Origin of the sequence: Allobaculum fili (genome assembly GCF_020969955.1) — a bacterium.
In the GTDB taxonomy this organism is placed as follows: domain Bacteria; phylum Bacillota_I; class Bacilli_A; order Erysipelotrichales; family Erysipelotrichaceae; genus Allobaculum; species Allobaculum fili.
The window spans coordinates 16,256-30,703 of record NZ_JAHDSX010000005.1 but is presented as its reverse complement, the minus strand read 5'-3'; the positions used below and the strand labels follow the sequence as shown (position 1 = coordinate 30,703).

Genomic DNA, 14,448 nt, shown 5'->3' with positions numbered 1-14,448 from the left:
GAAATTTGGAGAAATTCCCGCCGGGCCGACGCCGGCGGGAGGCAAACTCTCTATAATGAGTTTTCAAAGTGGAGGATATGTCTATGAAATATGGAGCACGCCGCGTAAAAGAGATCAGCGCTCCGTCGTTTTCGGATCTGTTTGCGGCTAAGGAAGCCTATACGGCAAGAACGGGAAATTCCGTCATAGATTTTTCGATCGGATCTTCCAATATTCCGCCCTGCGACGCGGTAAAGCAGGCCATCGCGAACGCGTGCCTGGACGATGACAATTATCAGTATTCGCTCTCGCCCCGTGCCGATCTGCTTGAAGCCGTGCAGGAATGGTATGCCAGCCGCTATGGCGTTTCGCTGGAAGCGGAAGAAATTTTCCCGCTGAAAGGCAGCCAGGAAGCGCTTAGTCATATCCCGATGGCGTTATGCGATCCGGGCGATCTGGTTTTGCTTCCGGATCCCTGCTACCCGATTTACCGTACCGCGCCTTCTCTTGCCGGTGCGGACGTGTACTACATGCCGATGAAACGGGAAAACGATTATCTGATCGATTTTGACGCGATCCCGCAGGATGTCGCAAAGCGGGCGCGCATGATGGTCGTTTCCTATCCAAACAATCCGACCGGTGCCGTCGCCAACGACGCCTTTTATGAGAAGCTGGTCGATTTTGCCACCCGCAACGACATCATCGTGGTCCACGACAACGCCTACAGCGAACTGATTTTTGACGGCGAACCGGGCAAAAGCTTTCTGGCGTATCCCGGAGCCATGGAAATCGGCATTGAACTGAATTCCTTTTCCAAAGCCTATTCGATGGGCGGCGCGCGCATGGCGGTCATGGTCGGCAATAAGGATCTGATCGAACCGTACGCCAAGCTGCTTAACACCATCGATTTTCAGAGCTTTGCGCCGATTCATCAGGGCGCCATTGCGGCTCTGAAACAGTCCGGGGATTTCTCGCGGCAAGTCTGCGCGGAATACAAGCGCCGGGCCGAACTGCTCATCGACGAATTTGGCAAAGCGGGCTGGGCCATCGATCCCGTGAAATCGACGATGTTTGTCTGGGCACCCATTCCGGATCGCTATGTGGATTCTTCCGAATTCCTGAACGTTCTTCTGGAACAGACGGGCGTTCTGGTCAATGCGGGAACCAGCTTTGGCAAGGAAGGGGAGCGCTTCGTGCGTTTCGCCCTCGTTCGTTCGGATGAGGAAGTAAAGGAAGCTGCATGGCGGATTGCCGAGTCGGGCCTTTTCCGTTAAGACACGCGGAGAGGGAATGAATAAACAGAAAGAACGTCTTTAAGCACCTGGAAATCCAGGTGCTTTTTTGCGGTGCGCAACCTGCAGGACAGAGACAGTCGGTCGGAATGCGGGAGTTGAAGAGAATTTTTATGCATGCTATAAATATAGCCACGCGCAAAAAAGATTAAAAAATCCGAAAGATAAGGCTCGATCGGGCATTCTGCTTCGATGCATCGAGCCGGAAAGAAGGAGGGGACAGAGGATGAAAATGACAATTGCGGATCACTTTACCTTGCCGAAGATTTTACGGTTTGCTTTACCGAGCATGGTGATGATGGTGTTTACTTCGCTGTATACCATTGTGGATGGTCTGGCGGTTTCCAACCTGGTCGGCGATCAGGCCTTTTCCTCCCTCAACCTGATCTGGCCGGCGGTCGGGATGCTTGGTGCGTTTGGCTTCATGATCGGCAGCGGCGGCAACGCGCTCATCTCCAAGACGCTTGGCGAGGGCAAGCAGCAGCTGGCGTGTGAATACTTTTCGATGCTGATCGTATTTGAAGTGCTGGTCGGCATTGTGGTTGCGGCCGTTACCCTGGTCTTTCTGGAACCGATCAGCCGCCTTCTGGGTGCGACCGATGAGCTGATGGCCGACTGTATTTTGTATGGGGCTCCGCTTATTGCCGTTCAGGCGTTCTTCTTTCTCCATACGTCGTTTCAGTCTTTCCTCGTAACGGCGGGCAAGCAGAAACTGGGACTGGCGATTACGCTGTTTGGCGGCATTTCCAACATGGTTCTGGATTTTGCCCTGATCGGCTGGGGACACATGGGCATTTTCGGCGCCGCGGCGGCTACGGCGATCAACTGGATTACCAGTTCCATCATTCCGCTGATCTGGTTTTTCCGGCATAAGGAAGCGCCGATTCATTTCGTCCGCTTTTCCTGGCGCTTGAAGGCGCTTGGGCAGTCGTGCTTTAACGGCATGAGCGAAATGGTCACCAACCTTTCGGCTTCCTTTGTACTCATGCTGTATAACGGGCAGCTGATGCGGCTGATCGGATCGGACGGCGTCAACGCGTATGGCGTCATTCAGTACATCACGTTTCTTTGTACTGCCGTCTTCTTCGGCTGCACGATGTCCGTTGGTCCCTGCATCGGTTATCAGTACGGGGCGCAAAATCATAAGGAACTCAAAAACCTGCTGGGCATTTCCATGAAAATCACGATCGTCGGCAGTCTGCTCGTTTTTGCAGGCGCAGAAGTGTTCGCCCGCCAGCTGAGCATGGTTTTCGTTTCCTATTCGCCGACGCTGATGAATCTGACGATTCACGCGATTCGCATTTACGCGTTCAGCTTCCTGTTTACGGGTTTCAACATTTTGATGTCGGGCTTCTTCACGTCTCTCAATAACGGAGTCGTTTCTGCGATTCTTTCGCTGACGCGTACGTTCTTCTTTCAGACGGCCTGCATTCTCGGACTTCCGTTTCTCTTCAAGCTTGAGGGTGTATGGCTGGCATCGCCGGTTGCGGAAGGCCTGTCCGCCATTGTCGCCTTCTGGTATTTGTGGAAGATGAATCCGCGCTACGGCTACTGGGATCGTCCGCACGGCAAGGCTTTGGAATAAGGACATAGCTCAGATCGTTTGGCCGGAATTCCTGTTCTCCATAGATTTCCTATTCTGCTTTATTTCTCTTTCCAGAAATTCAGGCGGCTCGCCTCTGTTTTCGAACAGAAACGAGCCGCCTTTTTCCATGCGCCTCTGGGATTGTTTACCATATTTTACCTGCTGATTTACTGGATTTTTAGTCGATGCCAAAAGAGATGTCGGGATCGCCGCGCGTAAAGAGAAGGGATAGATTTGTCCTTTTTGTGCGATACATAAAGGTTATGATCGATTTTTATCCTGTGCATTTTTGCTTTTTGCCCAATTTACAGAAAAACACACGCGTTTTCGAATTCGACGAAAAATGTGACTTGATCCGAAAGCGCTTTCGGAATAGCGTAAAGGTACAGCGGTTTTAGTAAAACTGAGAAAGTCTGTCCTGCCGTCTGGCCTGCCGGAATCGAAACCAGGTTTTGGCAGCACGGGAGGGTCAGGACACGACCGCATCACCATAAGGAAAGGAAATTTATGCACAAATCTTTTCGAAAAGGAACGAGCTGTCTGCTTGCTGCACTGCTGATGGCTGGTACGCCGATGTCGATTCTTGCGCAGAGTTCCCCCGCTCCCGCGCAAAATGACGCATCCGACGACGGTTCGCAGGAAACGACAAAAATGGCCTCATTTGTCGACGGCTTCATGCCGATGACCATTCTGAGCGAACTCAAAGACGATGTCTGGGGCGTTCCTCTGGTCGGAAAACGCGACCAGGACAACGGTCTGGAAGACCGCACCCTGGCGAACTACTGCTACTGGGACGGCACCATCCTTAAGGGAACGGATGCCGAAACGGGCAAGGATAAATACTACATGTTCGCCTCCCGCTGGGATCAGGCCAACGGCCACAGCGGCTGGGGCGGATCGGTAGCGGTCTATGCGACCAGCGACAATCTGGAAGGCCCGTATACCGATCAGGGCATGCTCTGGCCGGATTACTACGAAGGCGCCGGTCATAACGTCTTCGCTTTTGAAATTTCCAAAACGGATCCAGCCTATAAGGAAGGCTATCGCTACGCGATTTCCGTCAGCGATACCGGTCTGCACGGCGATCAGATGAACGGATCCATTCATATTTCCAAATCGCTCGACGGACCATGGGAACACGTCGGAATCATGGAGACCGACGGCAAGTTCCGTCTGAGCAACGTTACCATTACCCAGCGTCCGGACGGCACGTATCTGGCGACCGGCCGTGACGGTGATATTGCCACTGCTGCTTCGGTACGCGGTCCTTGGACGACGCAGCGTCAGAAACTGTGGTGGGACATTCCGGGAATGAACACGAGCGCGCTGGAAGACCCGGTTCTCTGGTATTCCGACGGCATGTATCACATTGTTGTAAACAACTGGCAGGAAAAGTATGCCTACTATCTGACGAGCTACGACGGCGTTCAGGACTGGACTCTGCATACGGGTACAGCCTACAGCGCCGAAACGATGGCTCAGCATCTGCAGTACACCGATGGAACGAAAAACTCCTGGACCAAACTGGAACGTCCGGGCGTCTACATTGAAGACGGGACGCTCAAAGCCATGACGCTGGCCGTTATTGACTCTGAAAAGGACGATGACCGCGGCAACGATGAACACGGAAGCAAGGTTATCGTTATTCCCTACAACGGAAAAGCGCTCGCTGAATTTGCGAAAACCGATGAATATACCCCGGCTTCGACAAACCGCAAAGGTCTTGCGGCTCAGTCGGATACCCATATTCAGTCCTGGGGTGAGGAAGCCGGAAAGAACTATGGTTCCGAAGCCTTCCTTCAGGTTCAGGGCAACGCTTCGCAGGGCCTGCTTGGCGAAGGCGAACGACCCAATTCCGATTACGACTGCAAAATTGCTTTCGTTCGCTATGCGTTAGATCAAAACACTCTGCCTTCCGATCTTTCCAGGATCGATGCGGATCTTTCGATCATTTATCAGTCCAGACATGCAGGAAGCGCCACAGAAGAAGTGCTGCAGGCGGCTGTGGCGGACTCGAACTGGGTCGCCGGCGATGGAACCGATAACGGCGGCGGAAGCACCTCCGTAGAAAACGCCGTGACATGGTACAACCAGCCGGCGGTAGACCAGGATCTTGGCAAAGCCGAATCAGAAACGTTCTCGGTGGATGATACGGATACGGAAGTTCGTATCCCGGTCGGCACACTGATTCAGAAGTATCTCGAGAAAAATCCGGATGTCACAGAAATCACGTTTGCGATCGCAACGAAAAACGGTACGCGCCTGCACATTGGATCGAACGAATCGTCCAATGACCAGGGTGTAAAACTCGTGTTCGCCTCTACACCGGAGACACCGGAAGTGACCGGCATTGCTCTCGACAAGGATGAACTCGATCTCCATCCGGGCGATACGTATTCTTTGCAGGTGACGATCACACCGGAAAATGCGACCAATAAAAAGGTCACCTTCACTTCGTCGAACCCGGCCGCTGCGACCGTCGATGAAAACGGAAAAATCACAGCTGTAGCCAAAGGCGGAACGACTATCCGTGCCGTCACAGAAGACGGCGGCCTCATGGCCAAATGCGGCGTGCGGGTAACACCCGTCGGCGCGACGATTATCGGTCTCGATTCCGTGACCGTATATACACCGTCCGGCTTTGATGCCCGTCTGCCGCAGACCGTTTCGGCAAACTGGTCTGACGATACAACGACGGAAGAAACCGTCGTATGGGATACCGAAGGCAAGTCTCTCAGCTCGAACGGAACGCTGGAAGGCACCGTCAGCGGCACAGCGATCAAAGCTTCCTGCAAAATCGAAACGGTTTCTCCGCTGCTTTCCTGGGTAGTCGACTGCAACAACGCCGGCTCCCCGCGCTATTCCAAAGCCGTAGAAACCAGCCATATCCTCAACGAGACTTATGATCAGAAATATGATCCGGAAAACGGAAAGACATGGGGCTACGTCGAGGATCTTGGCAAACACAGCAGCTCAAGCGTGAATGACAGCTACGATTCCGGCTGGTACGCCTATAACAATCAGGCCATTCAGTACGCGTTCCCGCTCAAAGCCGGCACGTATTCGATCCGCCTTGGCTTTAAGGAATGGTGGAAAGATTCAACGTCCAGCCGAAAGATGGATATTTATATGAAGCAGGGCGATACCGAAACAAAACTCGGTTCGTCCAACACCTGGAACGGCGGCAACAACTGGAATACCTTCACCGGTCGGGCCACAGTTTCCGGCGACAGTGATTCGATTCTTGTCATTAGAAAGCAGTCCGGCCAGCCCGACCCGACGCTCGCTTTCATCGAAATTTCGAAAGTGCTCGATACCGACGCTCTGCAGGATGCGGTCAATGCGATCAAGGGACTCGATCTGAGCAAGGCTTCGGCAGCGGACATCAAGGTGCTTGGCGATCTGCATCAGTCCGCTCTCGATGCGCTGCGCAATCCGGAAACGACGCAGAAGGGTGTAGACGATCTGACCAAATCGCTTACCGACAAGATTCAGGACATCACCAACCCGGCGAAAACCTGGACCGAACAGGAAATTCAGGCCAACGACGGCATTCTTTACGTCTTCAACGCCGGAACTACGGATCCGTCCGTAACTCCATCCAATATCAAGCGCGGTCTGTATCAGTCTTCGGTTTCCCAGAAACTGAAAACCGATACGCTGACCGGTCTCAAATGGGGTCTCGAGGAAGACGGCGTACATTCCATTTCGGCCGCCGGCGGCAATTCCACCTCGCTTGAAGACAGCTATCTGTACACCAGCGATTCGATCGACTACGTCAGCGGAGAGTCCGGCTTCAAATTCAGCTTTGAACTTCCAGAGCGCGTCAATGACGATTACACCGTAACTCTCGGCTTCAAAAACCCGTGGGATACCCGTCCAGTCGATGTCGTTCTCGAAGATCAGACGGTAAAATCGGGTCTTACCCTGACCAAGGGTCAGCTCGTTGAACAGACCTGGGACGTTACCGTAAATGACGGCGAACTCAATGTATTCGTTCATAACCCGAACCGCACGAGCCAGTACGCCGACCCGCTGATCAGCTATGTCATCGTCAAGGCAACTCCGGAATGGACCAGCGAAACCCTTTCCGCTCTGCTCGCAAAACAGGCAGAAGACATGACCGATCGCACCTTCGGCAAGGACAGCCTCGACGCCTACAACGCCCAAAAAGCTGAAGCGCAGGCGCTCATCACCAAAGAAGGCGCGACGCAGGAAGAACTGCGCGATATGTACCGCGCGATGGAAAAAGCCTACGACAGCTTGAAGGAAACCTTCACCTACACGTCCTTTGGCGGCGATTCGAACCGCGCCTGGGTCGACAACAACGGCAATTACATTCAGGCTCACGGCGGTCAGGTCCAGAAACTGAAGATCGACGGCCAGGAAAAATGGGCGTGGTACGGCGAAGACCGTGCAAGCGGCTATACCCCGATGGCCGGTGTTCATCTGTACACGTCCGATGACCTGTACAACTGGACCGACGAAGGCGTTGTCCTCCGTACCGTTCCGGTGAGCAGCGAAGACTACGGAAAAGATCAGAATGAAGGCTACAAAGCCGATTACTCCATCTTCGAAACCGATCCGTATTTCAGCGCCCTCTATGGCGACTGCGGAGATCAAGAACCAGACGATCCGCAGTACGAAAACAAGGCGGAAGAAACCTACTGGAATCTCGCCAACGACCGCAGTGTCATGGAACGTCCGAAAGTCATTTATAACGAAGATACCGGCAAGTATGTCATGTGGTTCCACTCGGATGGACGTACCCCGTCCAGCGGCGGAAGCTACGGCCGTGCCCGCGCCGGCATTGCGGTTTCCGACAGCGCTACAGGTCCGTTCAAGCTCGTTTCCACCGTCCGTCTCTACGCGGCGGAACATGTATCCGATCATGGATCTGACGGTACCGGCGGTGCAGTCCGTGATATGAACCTGTTCCAGGACGAGGACGGAACGGCGTATGTGATTTACTCCTCGGATATGAACGCGACGATGTATATCGCCCGCCTCAATGACGCCTACACCGGACTGGCGAAGGATCGCACAGGCGGCGTGGACGGAACCGGACTGTCGGCAGAAGAAGTCGCCGCTACCGATTACACCCGCAACTTCATCAATTCTTCCCGCGAAGCTCCGGCTATGTTCAAATACGATGGCAAGTACTATCTGATGACGTCCGGATGCACCGGCTGGGATCCAAACCAGGCGCAGTACGCCATGGCGGATCATCCGCTCGGCCCATGGACCGTCGTCGGCGATCCTTGTGTCAATGACACGTCCAAGACAACATTCCATACGCAATCCACCTGCTTCATCCCGGTAGATCTGGAAAACGGCAAGTTCATTTACATGGGCGACCGCTGGACCAGAAGCTCTCTGGGCACATCCGGCTACGTATGGCTGCCTGTCGAAATTGGCAAGGACGGCAAGATGAGCATCCGCAGCGCGACCAACTGGACGCTGGAAGATCTCAAGGCTTCCGCTAAACTTTCCTTTACAGCTCTCGATGCCCAGATTCAGATTGCCCAGGCAAAAAATGAAGCGGACTACACGCCAGCTTCGTGGGCAGCCTTCAAGGCCGTTCTCGACGAAGTTGTCGCCGGCCGTGATGCCCTGAGCACACAGACCGATATCAATGCTGCAAAAGCCCGTCTCGAGCAGGCGATCGAAGGCCTTGTAGCTAAATCCAGCCTGAATGTGGATGCGCTGAGCACAGCGATTGTTTCGGCGGACAAGCTGATCCGCAGCGATTACATCGGCGCAACCGACTGGGATGCGTTTGATGAAACGCTCGCCAGCGCCAGAACCGCTCTGGAAAATAAGAACAGCCAGGACGAAATCGACGCTGCAGCCAAAGCGCTGAACGACGCGATGGATGCGCTGGTTACAAAAGCCAGTCTGAATACCACAGCACTGAGCGCCGCAATCGATCGAGCAGAAAAACTCGACCGCGACAGCTATGTGGATACGACCGACTGGGCGGCTCTGGATCAGAAAGTAAACGCCGCGAAAAAAGCACTGAGCGACAAGAACAGCCAGGCCGATCTCGATGCGGCGGCCAAAACGCTGAACGATGCTCTGAACGCACTCGAAAAGAAAGCCGTTCTGGACTACACGCTGATCGATCAGATTCTTGCCAAAGCCAATGCGCTCAGGACGGCAGACTTCGGCAAAGCCGGGCAGGATACGATTGCTGCACTGAAAGCCAAAGCACTCGAAACGAAAGATGCAGCAGACGATCAGGCCAAACTGGATGCCTCCTGCATCACGCTCAACCGTGCACTGCTCGCTCTGCGCAAAACGCCGTCTTCGGCAAACCTTCCAAAGTAAGGTTCAGAAGTACGTTTTAGAAGCAGGTTCAAGAAACAGGTTTTCGACCCTGCTTCTTCCTTCTTCGCTTTTTCAAGCCAGACTGTGATCTTCTGCAGTCTGGCTTTTCTCTGTTCCGGGCGCTTTCTGTGCGCCGTTTTGGCCAGCTGTCCGCGACTTGGCTGGAACTGCACAGAAAAAAGCCGGAAGAGGCGACTGCATTATGCAGTTTCGCCTGTTCCGGCTTTACTGTCCTTTACGGCCGTACTGGCCAGGCAGCACAGCTGAAAAATGGTGAAAAGAAAGAGAGCGGTTATTCGGGCAGGGTGTCCGGATCGGGAAGCTTGCGCAGATCGAGCAGCAAGGAATGAATAGCGTCTGCCGCATCGTCGATCGCCTCTTGCGACTGGTAGTCGCGAAGGGCAGCCCAGCCTGCTTCTACTGCGGTTTCGAGAGCGTCCTGCGCACTCGATTTGTTATGGAAAGAAGACATATCGCCTTCAAGCAGCGAACTGGCTTTTGCCATCGCGGTTTGTAAATTGTCCGTAAAGAGGGCAGTTTCGTCGTCGCCGGCTGCAAGAATGCGAACTTCGGCCGCACTGCCAAATCCGCCGGTACCGCGAATGGCGCGCAGTCGGACATAGCGGGCGTAAACCGGTGTGAACAGCGTACCTTTCCATTCCTTGGGCGTAGTCCAGGTTCCGGATTTGACTACACGCAGACTGTCTGGATCCATGCCGACGGAAATTTCGTATTCGGTAATATCGCCGTTCGTACTTCCTGTCGGCCTTGGCAAATAGCGCAGACCGCTAATGGCTTTGACATCCTGCAGATCGATGAGCAGATAGGCATCGCTCTGCCCGGAGGAATGCCAGAAGGTGTTTTCCCTGCCGTCGGTAGCGTTGGCCACATCGCCCCAGCTGGAAATGCCGCCTTCAATGGCTTGGGCGCCGGCGATATCCCGGGATGCATCGGTCCAGTCCGCACTCAGCTGGCCGATGGAACCAAGATAGGTTGTGCGGCGGGTGTACATTTCCACATCGTAGTAGCTCCTGGCCGGCTGTCCCTGATCATCGCGGACAATGTGTTCCGTATACAGTTCGCCGGCCCGGTCGCTTTCGGATACTGTGTATTTGAATTTGAACTTGTTCGTGCCGTTGCCGCTGACATAGACGGCCTGACGCGCTTCGGCAGGAAGGAGCGTATTGAGCGGCTGGAAGGTGAGGCTTAACGTTGGTTCGCCGCTGACGAAAACCGGTTCGTTCAGTTCAAAGGTGATTTCAAACGTATCGCCGGCTTTGACCTGATTTTCATCGCCGTTTTTGTGATCGCATGTCACGATCATGTTCGTTTTAGCCGGAACGGTTGCGGCCGGTCCGTCGTCATCGAGCAGATAGTCCATGGAAAACTCGGTATAGCGCATGGCCAGCGCGCCGGCTTCATCATCGGCTTCGTAAATCAGGCCGATCACGCCGTCGTCAACGACTTCCAGACAGCCGTACTGGTTGGAGCCGATGGAATACTGCTTCGGCGTTTTCCAGTCGATCGTTCCGTCGGATTGAATTTCGCCCACGGTTGTGGCGCCGTTCGTGCGTCCGGGGCCCTGAGCGGTGGCGAGAATCACGTATTCCTTGCCGTTGTAGTTCGTGTGGGTCGCGGCAACCTGACAATACACATCCGTAACCGCCGTCTGAGTGATTGCTCCCCACGTTTCGCCGCCGTCGGTGGATTTGCTCATTTTGACTTTGCCCGAATAGTTGCGCATGAACATGAGCAGGGAACCGTCATTGAGTTCAACGACCTGGTTTTCGGTCGTTACACCATACTGGCCGACGGACGTTTCGCTGCTGATGTCGGCGCCTGCGCATTCGAGCGGCGAGCGGGCGCGTGTCCACGTTTCGCCATAGTCATCCGAGTATATGATGCTGGAGGCCTGCGAGTTGAAGTTGTTGGCGATGGAATACGTCGAGAAGACAAGGCGTCCGGCGTGTTCGCCGTGTTCGAGCTGAATGCCGCGTCCCGGACCGGTTCCGTTAAACTTCATCCAGTCTTCCTTGACCTGATCGGTGATCAGTCTTGGCGAAGACCACGTTTCGCCGTCGTCATCGGAATACGTAAGCATCAGATGCTGGTTGCGGACCGCATGCAGGTGACCTTTATCTTCGCCGCTGTACATCCAGCAGCTTCCCCAGTCTTCGCCATTCGGGCCGGTCAGCCAGCCGTAGTCGCGGTTTCCGATCGATCCGTCTGAATTTTCCCGGAAGGTCGCTCCCGTATCTTCGCCGGCAGCGTTAAAGATGTGACCGCCTTCGCGTACGGTGTACACTTCGGATTCGTCATCGTTAAGCAGTTTCAGATACTTCTTGCCGTTCACATCCATATAGCCGTGACCAAGAGAAAGGTCGGAACCGTTCATGAGGCAGGCGATGTTCTGCGGGAAGAAGTCCACCAGACAGAAGACACGGTTCGTACCGTCCGGCAGAGTCGCGTTGAGCAGTTCGGCATCGATCGTATTGGAGTCTTTCTGTTCGCTGCCGGTTCCTTCAATATCCGGCATGTCGATGATGACCTGGCCTTCTTTCCACTCGCCGTCTACCCGGCGGCGAACGATAGTGTCGATGTTGTACTGGTCCATCTGGGTATCGTTGCGCTTGTCGGCTGCGGTCACCAGGACGCCGCTGTTTGTGCGTACCAGACAGGGAATGCGGTAGTATCCGGACCCGTAGTCGCCTGGCTGAACGAGGGAAAGAATGCTCGTTCGATAGCCCGTTTTCGGAAGCCGGCCGGTCGTAAACTGAGTTACATTGGCTGCTTCTTCTTCCAAAAGCGCGTGATTGTAAAACTTCACGGCGGTAATGTCGCCATTCAGCGCGGCATCCGCGCTCTTGCCCAGTTCAATTTGCGTCAGACTGTTTAAAGACAACGGCTGTTCGATCACTTTGGCCGCCTGCCTGTCGAGGACAACGGAAACGCCGGTGCTCGTAAAGTTCACAACGGCGGTATGAGCGCCGCCAGTGTACAGCGTGCCCGCCGGATAATCGAGATTTACGGACTGTACGGTTCCGCTGGCCGTGATCTGAAGCTGGAGGGAATCTCCTGTCGTACCTAGCGTATAGATCGTCGAAGCATCGGCCGATTTCAGACTTGCGATAGGCATGAAGCCTTCGGCGCTGCTGTTTACCCGGAAAATGACCGCCGCGCTGCAGCCGTCTGTCGCATTCAGTCCTTCGGGAAGCGGTGCCGTTTTGCCCTGCATCTGACTGCCGTCAAAGGAAGCGCCGCTGATTTCTGCAAACGCTTCGGGAAGAACGTCGCGCTGTTCGAGTTTTACGGCGACATTCGTCATGGTTCCGTTGAAAAACCAGTTGTCGGACATGGAACTTTTTCCGGTGCGGTCCATGCCGCCAAGGGTCATGCGCAGATCGGTATACCCGCAGTTCATTAAAGTTAAAGCCCCGCTCTGACGGGAAGCGATCAGTTCTTCGCCGTCAACCGTCAGAAAATAGCCTTTGCTGGAAACGACCAGTTCAAATTCGTGTTTGTCGGTTCCCACCTGCAAATTGGCTTCCTGCGATACTTTGTAACTCGCACCGGTGACTTTACGGAATTCAAAACCGATTTTGTTTGTGCCCGGGCGGACATAAAGCGTCATGTAGTCGTTGGCGTTGTCATTGCCGCAGACCGACATCAGCGCCACGATGGCGTTATTGGAAGCGTTCGCCTGGAAGGTTCCGGACCAGATCATCGTATCGGCTTCGCCATAGGCGGGAAGCTGATCGGTAATGCTGACGCGTGTCGAAGCCGTTCCGTCAAACGTATAGGATTCGGCCAGTTCGGTTTCTTCCGCCAGAACGGGAAGCGTATGGAGCAGAGGGGAAACCGGGGAGGCAATCAGCAGAAGGCTGAGCGCCGCCGAAGAAACTCTTCGAAATCGTTTATTCATCTTTTCCTTTTCTCCTTTGTGTATCGTGTGTATCGAAAGTGAGTCAAAGCGGGTTTGTCTGTCGTCTGCAGGCGCCCGATTCCTGCACCGTACGATCGCTTTCACTTGTTTTCATCATATCCATAGCCAGAAGAAGGTTCTTTTCATTTTTTGAGAGTGTTCTTTGCATTCTTGCAGCAGGAAAGCTCAATTTGACTATCACTGTCCTTGGAACAGAGCGCAGAATTGCGCAAAATCTGCGGCTTTTCGCCATGGAGACAGGCAAGTCTTTCCGGAGAACTTGAAAACGGGAAAGGAAAGGCGAAAAATCTGTTATTGAATTCCGCTTCTGGACGGAAGACGATCCAAAAAAAAAGCCTCCAGAAATCTGGAGGGCGGAACAGCAGAGTATCCGAGTAAAGAAAAGAGAGAGGGAGTATTCATGTCTATTGAAAATGTACGCAAAGCATTTGGAGCGCAGAATATCGCCGATCGAATCATTGAACTCGATCAGTCCAGCGCGACCGTAGAGCTTGCCGCACAGGCGCTGGGGTGCGAGCCGGAACATATCGCCAAAACGCTTTCCTTTTATGGACCGGAGAACGATACGATTCTGATCGTGGCTGCCGGCGATGCGAAGGTCAATAACGGAAAATTCAAAAGAACGTTCGGACTGAAACCCTCCATGCTCAATGCCGAAGATGTGGAAGGGCGAACCGGTCATGCGATCGGCGGCGTGTGTCCGTTTGCTAATCCGGAAGACGTTCGCGTCTGTCTCGATGAATCGCTGCGCCGCTTTGACTATGTCTATCCAGCCTGCGGCAGTTCGAACAGCGCCATTCGTATGAACCTCGAGGAACTGTATCGATACGCCAATGCCGAAAGCTGGGTCGACGTCTGCAAGATTTTGGAACAGGCTTAGACAGGTAAAGGAATCGATCAGGAAAAATACAGGATGCGGTTCGCAGAACGATCCATAAAGACGAAGGTGACAGCTATAGCCAGCGATCGAGGATCCCTTTTCGAAGGAAACGGGATTACGGGAAACTGGTTTCAGAATTAAGAACCGCCTGACCCCTCGATTGCAGAAAACGCCATTTCGGAAAAATCCCCTCATTCTCCTTGATTGAAGGAGAAAACAAAAATAAGAGAGCGGGGACTGGTGAAGGAAACGCGAAAATGCGCTGGCTGAACTCTTGTTCGCTGCGTTTACTCTTTCCAATGAGCGAAGAGAAGGAGAGACGCGATTCACCGGAAAACGGTGGAATAACCAGGAACAGAAAAGGAAAAAGGAGATCCATTTTCAGCAATTTGCTGGAACGGATCTCCTTTTTGTATGGATTCAGCACACGGGGTACGGG

At 53.8% G+C, this 14,448-nt stretch carries 6 protein-coding genes; 4 read left to right on the top strand and 2 right to left on the bottom strand.

Annotated elements, in window-relative coordinates:
• Positions 1-83: 83 nt before the first annotated feature.
• The 3 genes from Afil_RS02135 to Afil_RS02125 all read left to right on the top strand — a co-directional run bounded on the left by Afil_RS02135 (position 84) and on the right by Afil_RS02125 (position 9,186).
• Positions 84-1,253 (top strand): aminotransferase class I/II-fold pyridoxal phosphate-dependent enzyme, encoded by a 1,170-nt coding sequence (locus tag Afil_RS02135; RefSeq protein ID WP_230266882.1) that lies wholly within the window; start codon positions 84-86, stop codon positions 1,251-1,253.
• Between the two features lie 244 nt (positions 1,254-1,497).
• Positions 1,498-2,856, top strand: coding sequence for an MATE family efflux transporter (locus Afil_RS02130; RefSeq protein ID WP_230266881.1), 1,359 nt, complete (start codon positions 1,498-1,500; stop codon positions 2,854-2,856).
• A gap of 507 nt (positions 2,857-3,363) precedes the next feature.
• Positions 3,364-9,186 (top strand): Ig-like domain-containing protein, encoded by a 5,823-nt coding sequence (locus Afil_RS02125; RefSeq protein WP_230266880.1) that lies wholly within the window; start codon positions 3,364-3,366, stop codon positions 9,184-9,186.
• 292 nt (positions 9,187-9,478) lie between these two features.
• Here Afil_RS02125 and Afil_RS02120 read toward each other — a convergent pair whose 3' ends face one another.
• Positions 9,479-13,108 (bottom strand): discoidin domain-containing protein, encoded by a 3,630-nt coding sequence (locus Afil_RS02120; protein ID WP_230266879.1) that lies wholly within the window; start codon positions 13,106-13,108, stop codon positions 9,479-9,481.
• Between the two features lie 421 nt (positions 13,109-13,529).
• On the opposite strand from Afil_RS02120, the gene Afil_RS02115 reads away from it, so the two are divergent.
• Positions 13,530-14,009, top strand: coding sequence for a YbaK/EbsC family protein (locus Afil_RS02115; RefSeq protein ID WP_230266878.1), 480 nt, complete (start codon positions 13,530-13,532; stop codon positions 14,007-14,009).
• A 115-nt stretch (positions 14,010-14,124) separates the two neighbouring features.
• Here Afil_RS02115 and Afil_RS02110 read toward each other — a convergent pair whose 3' ends face one another.
• Entirely contained in the window at positions 14,125-14,436 is a 312-nt protein-coding gene (locus tag Afil_RS02110) for a hypothetical protein (protein WP_230266877.1), read from the bottom strand.
• Positions 14,437-14,448: the final 12 nt, after the last annotated feature.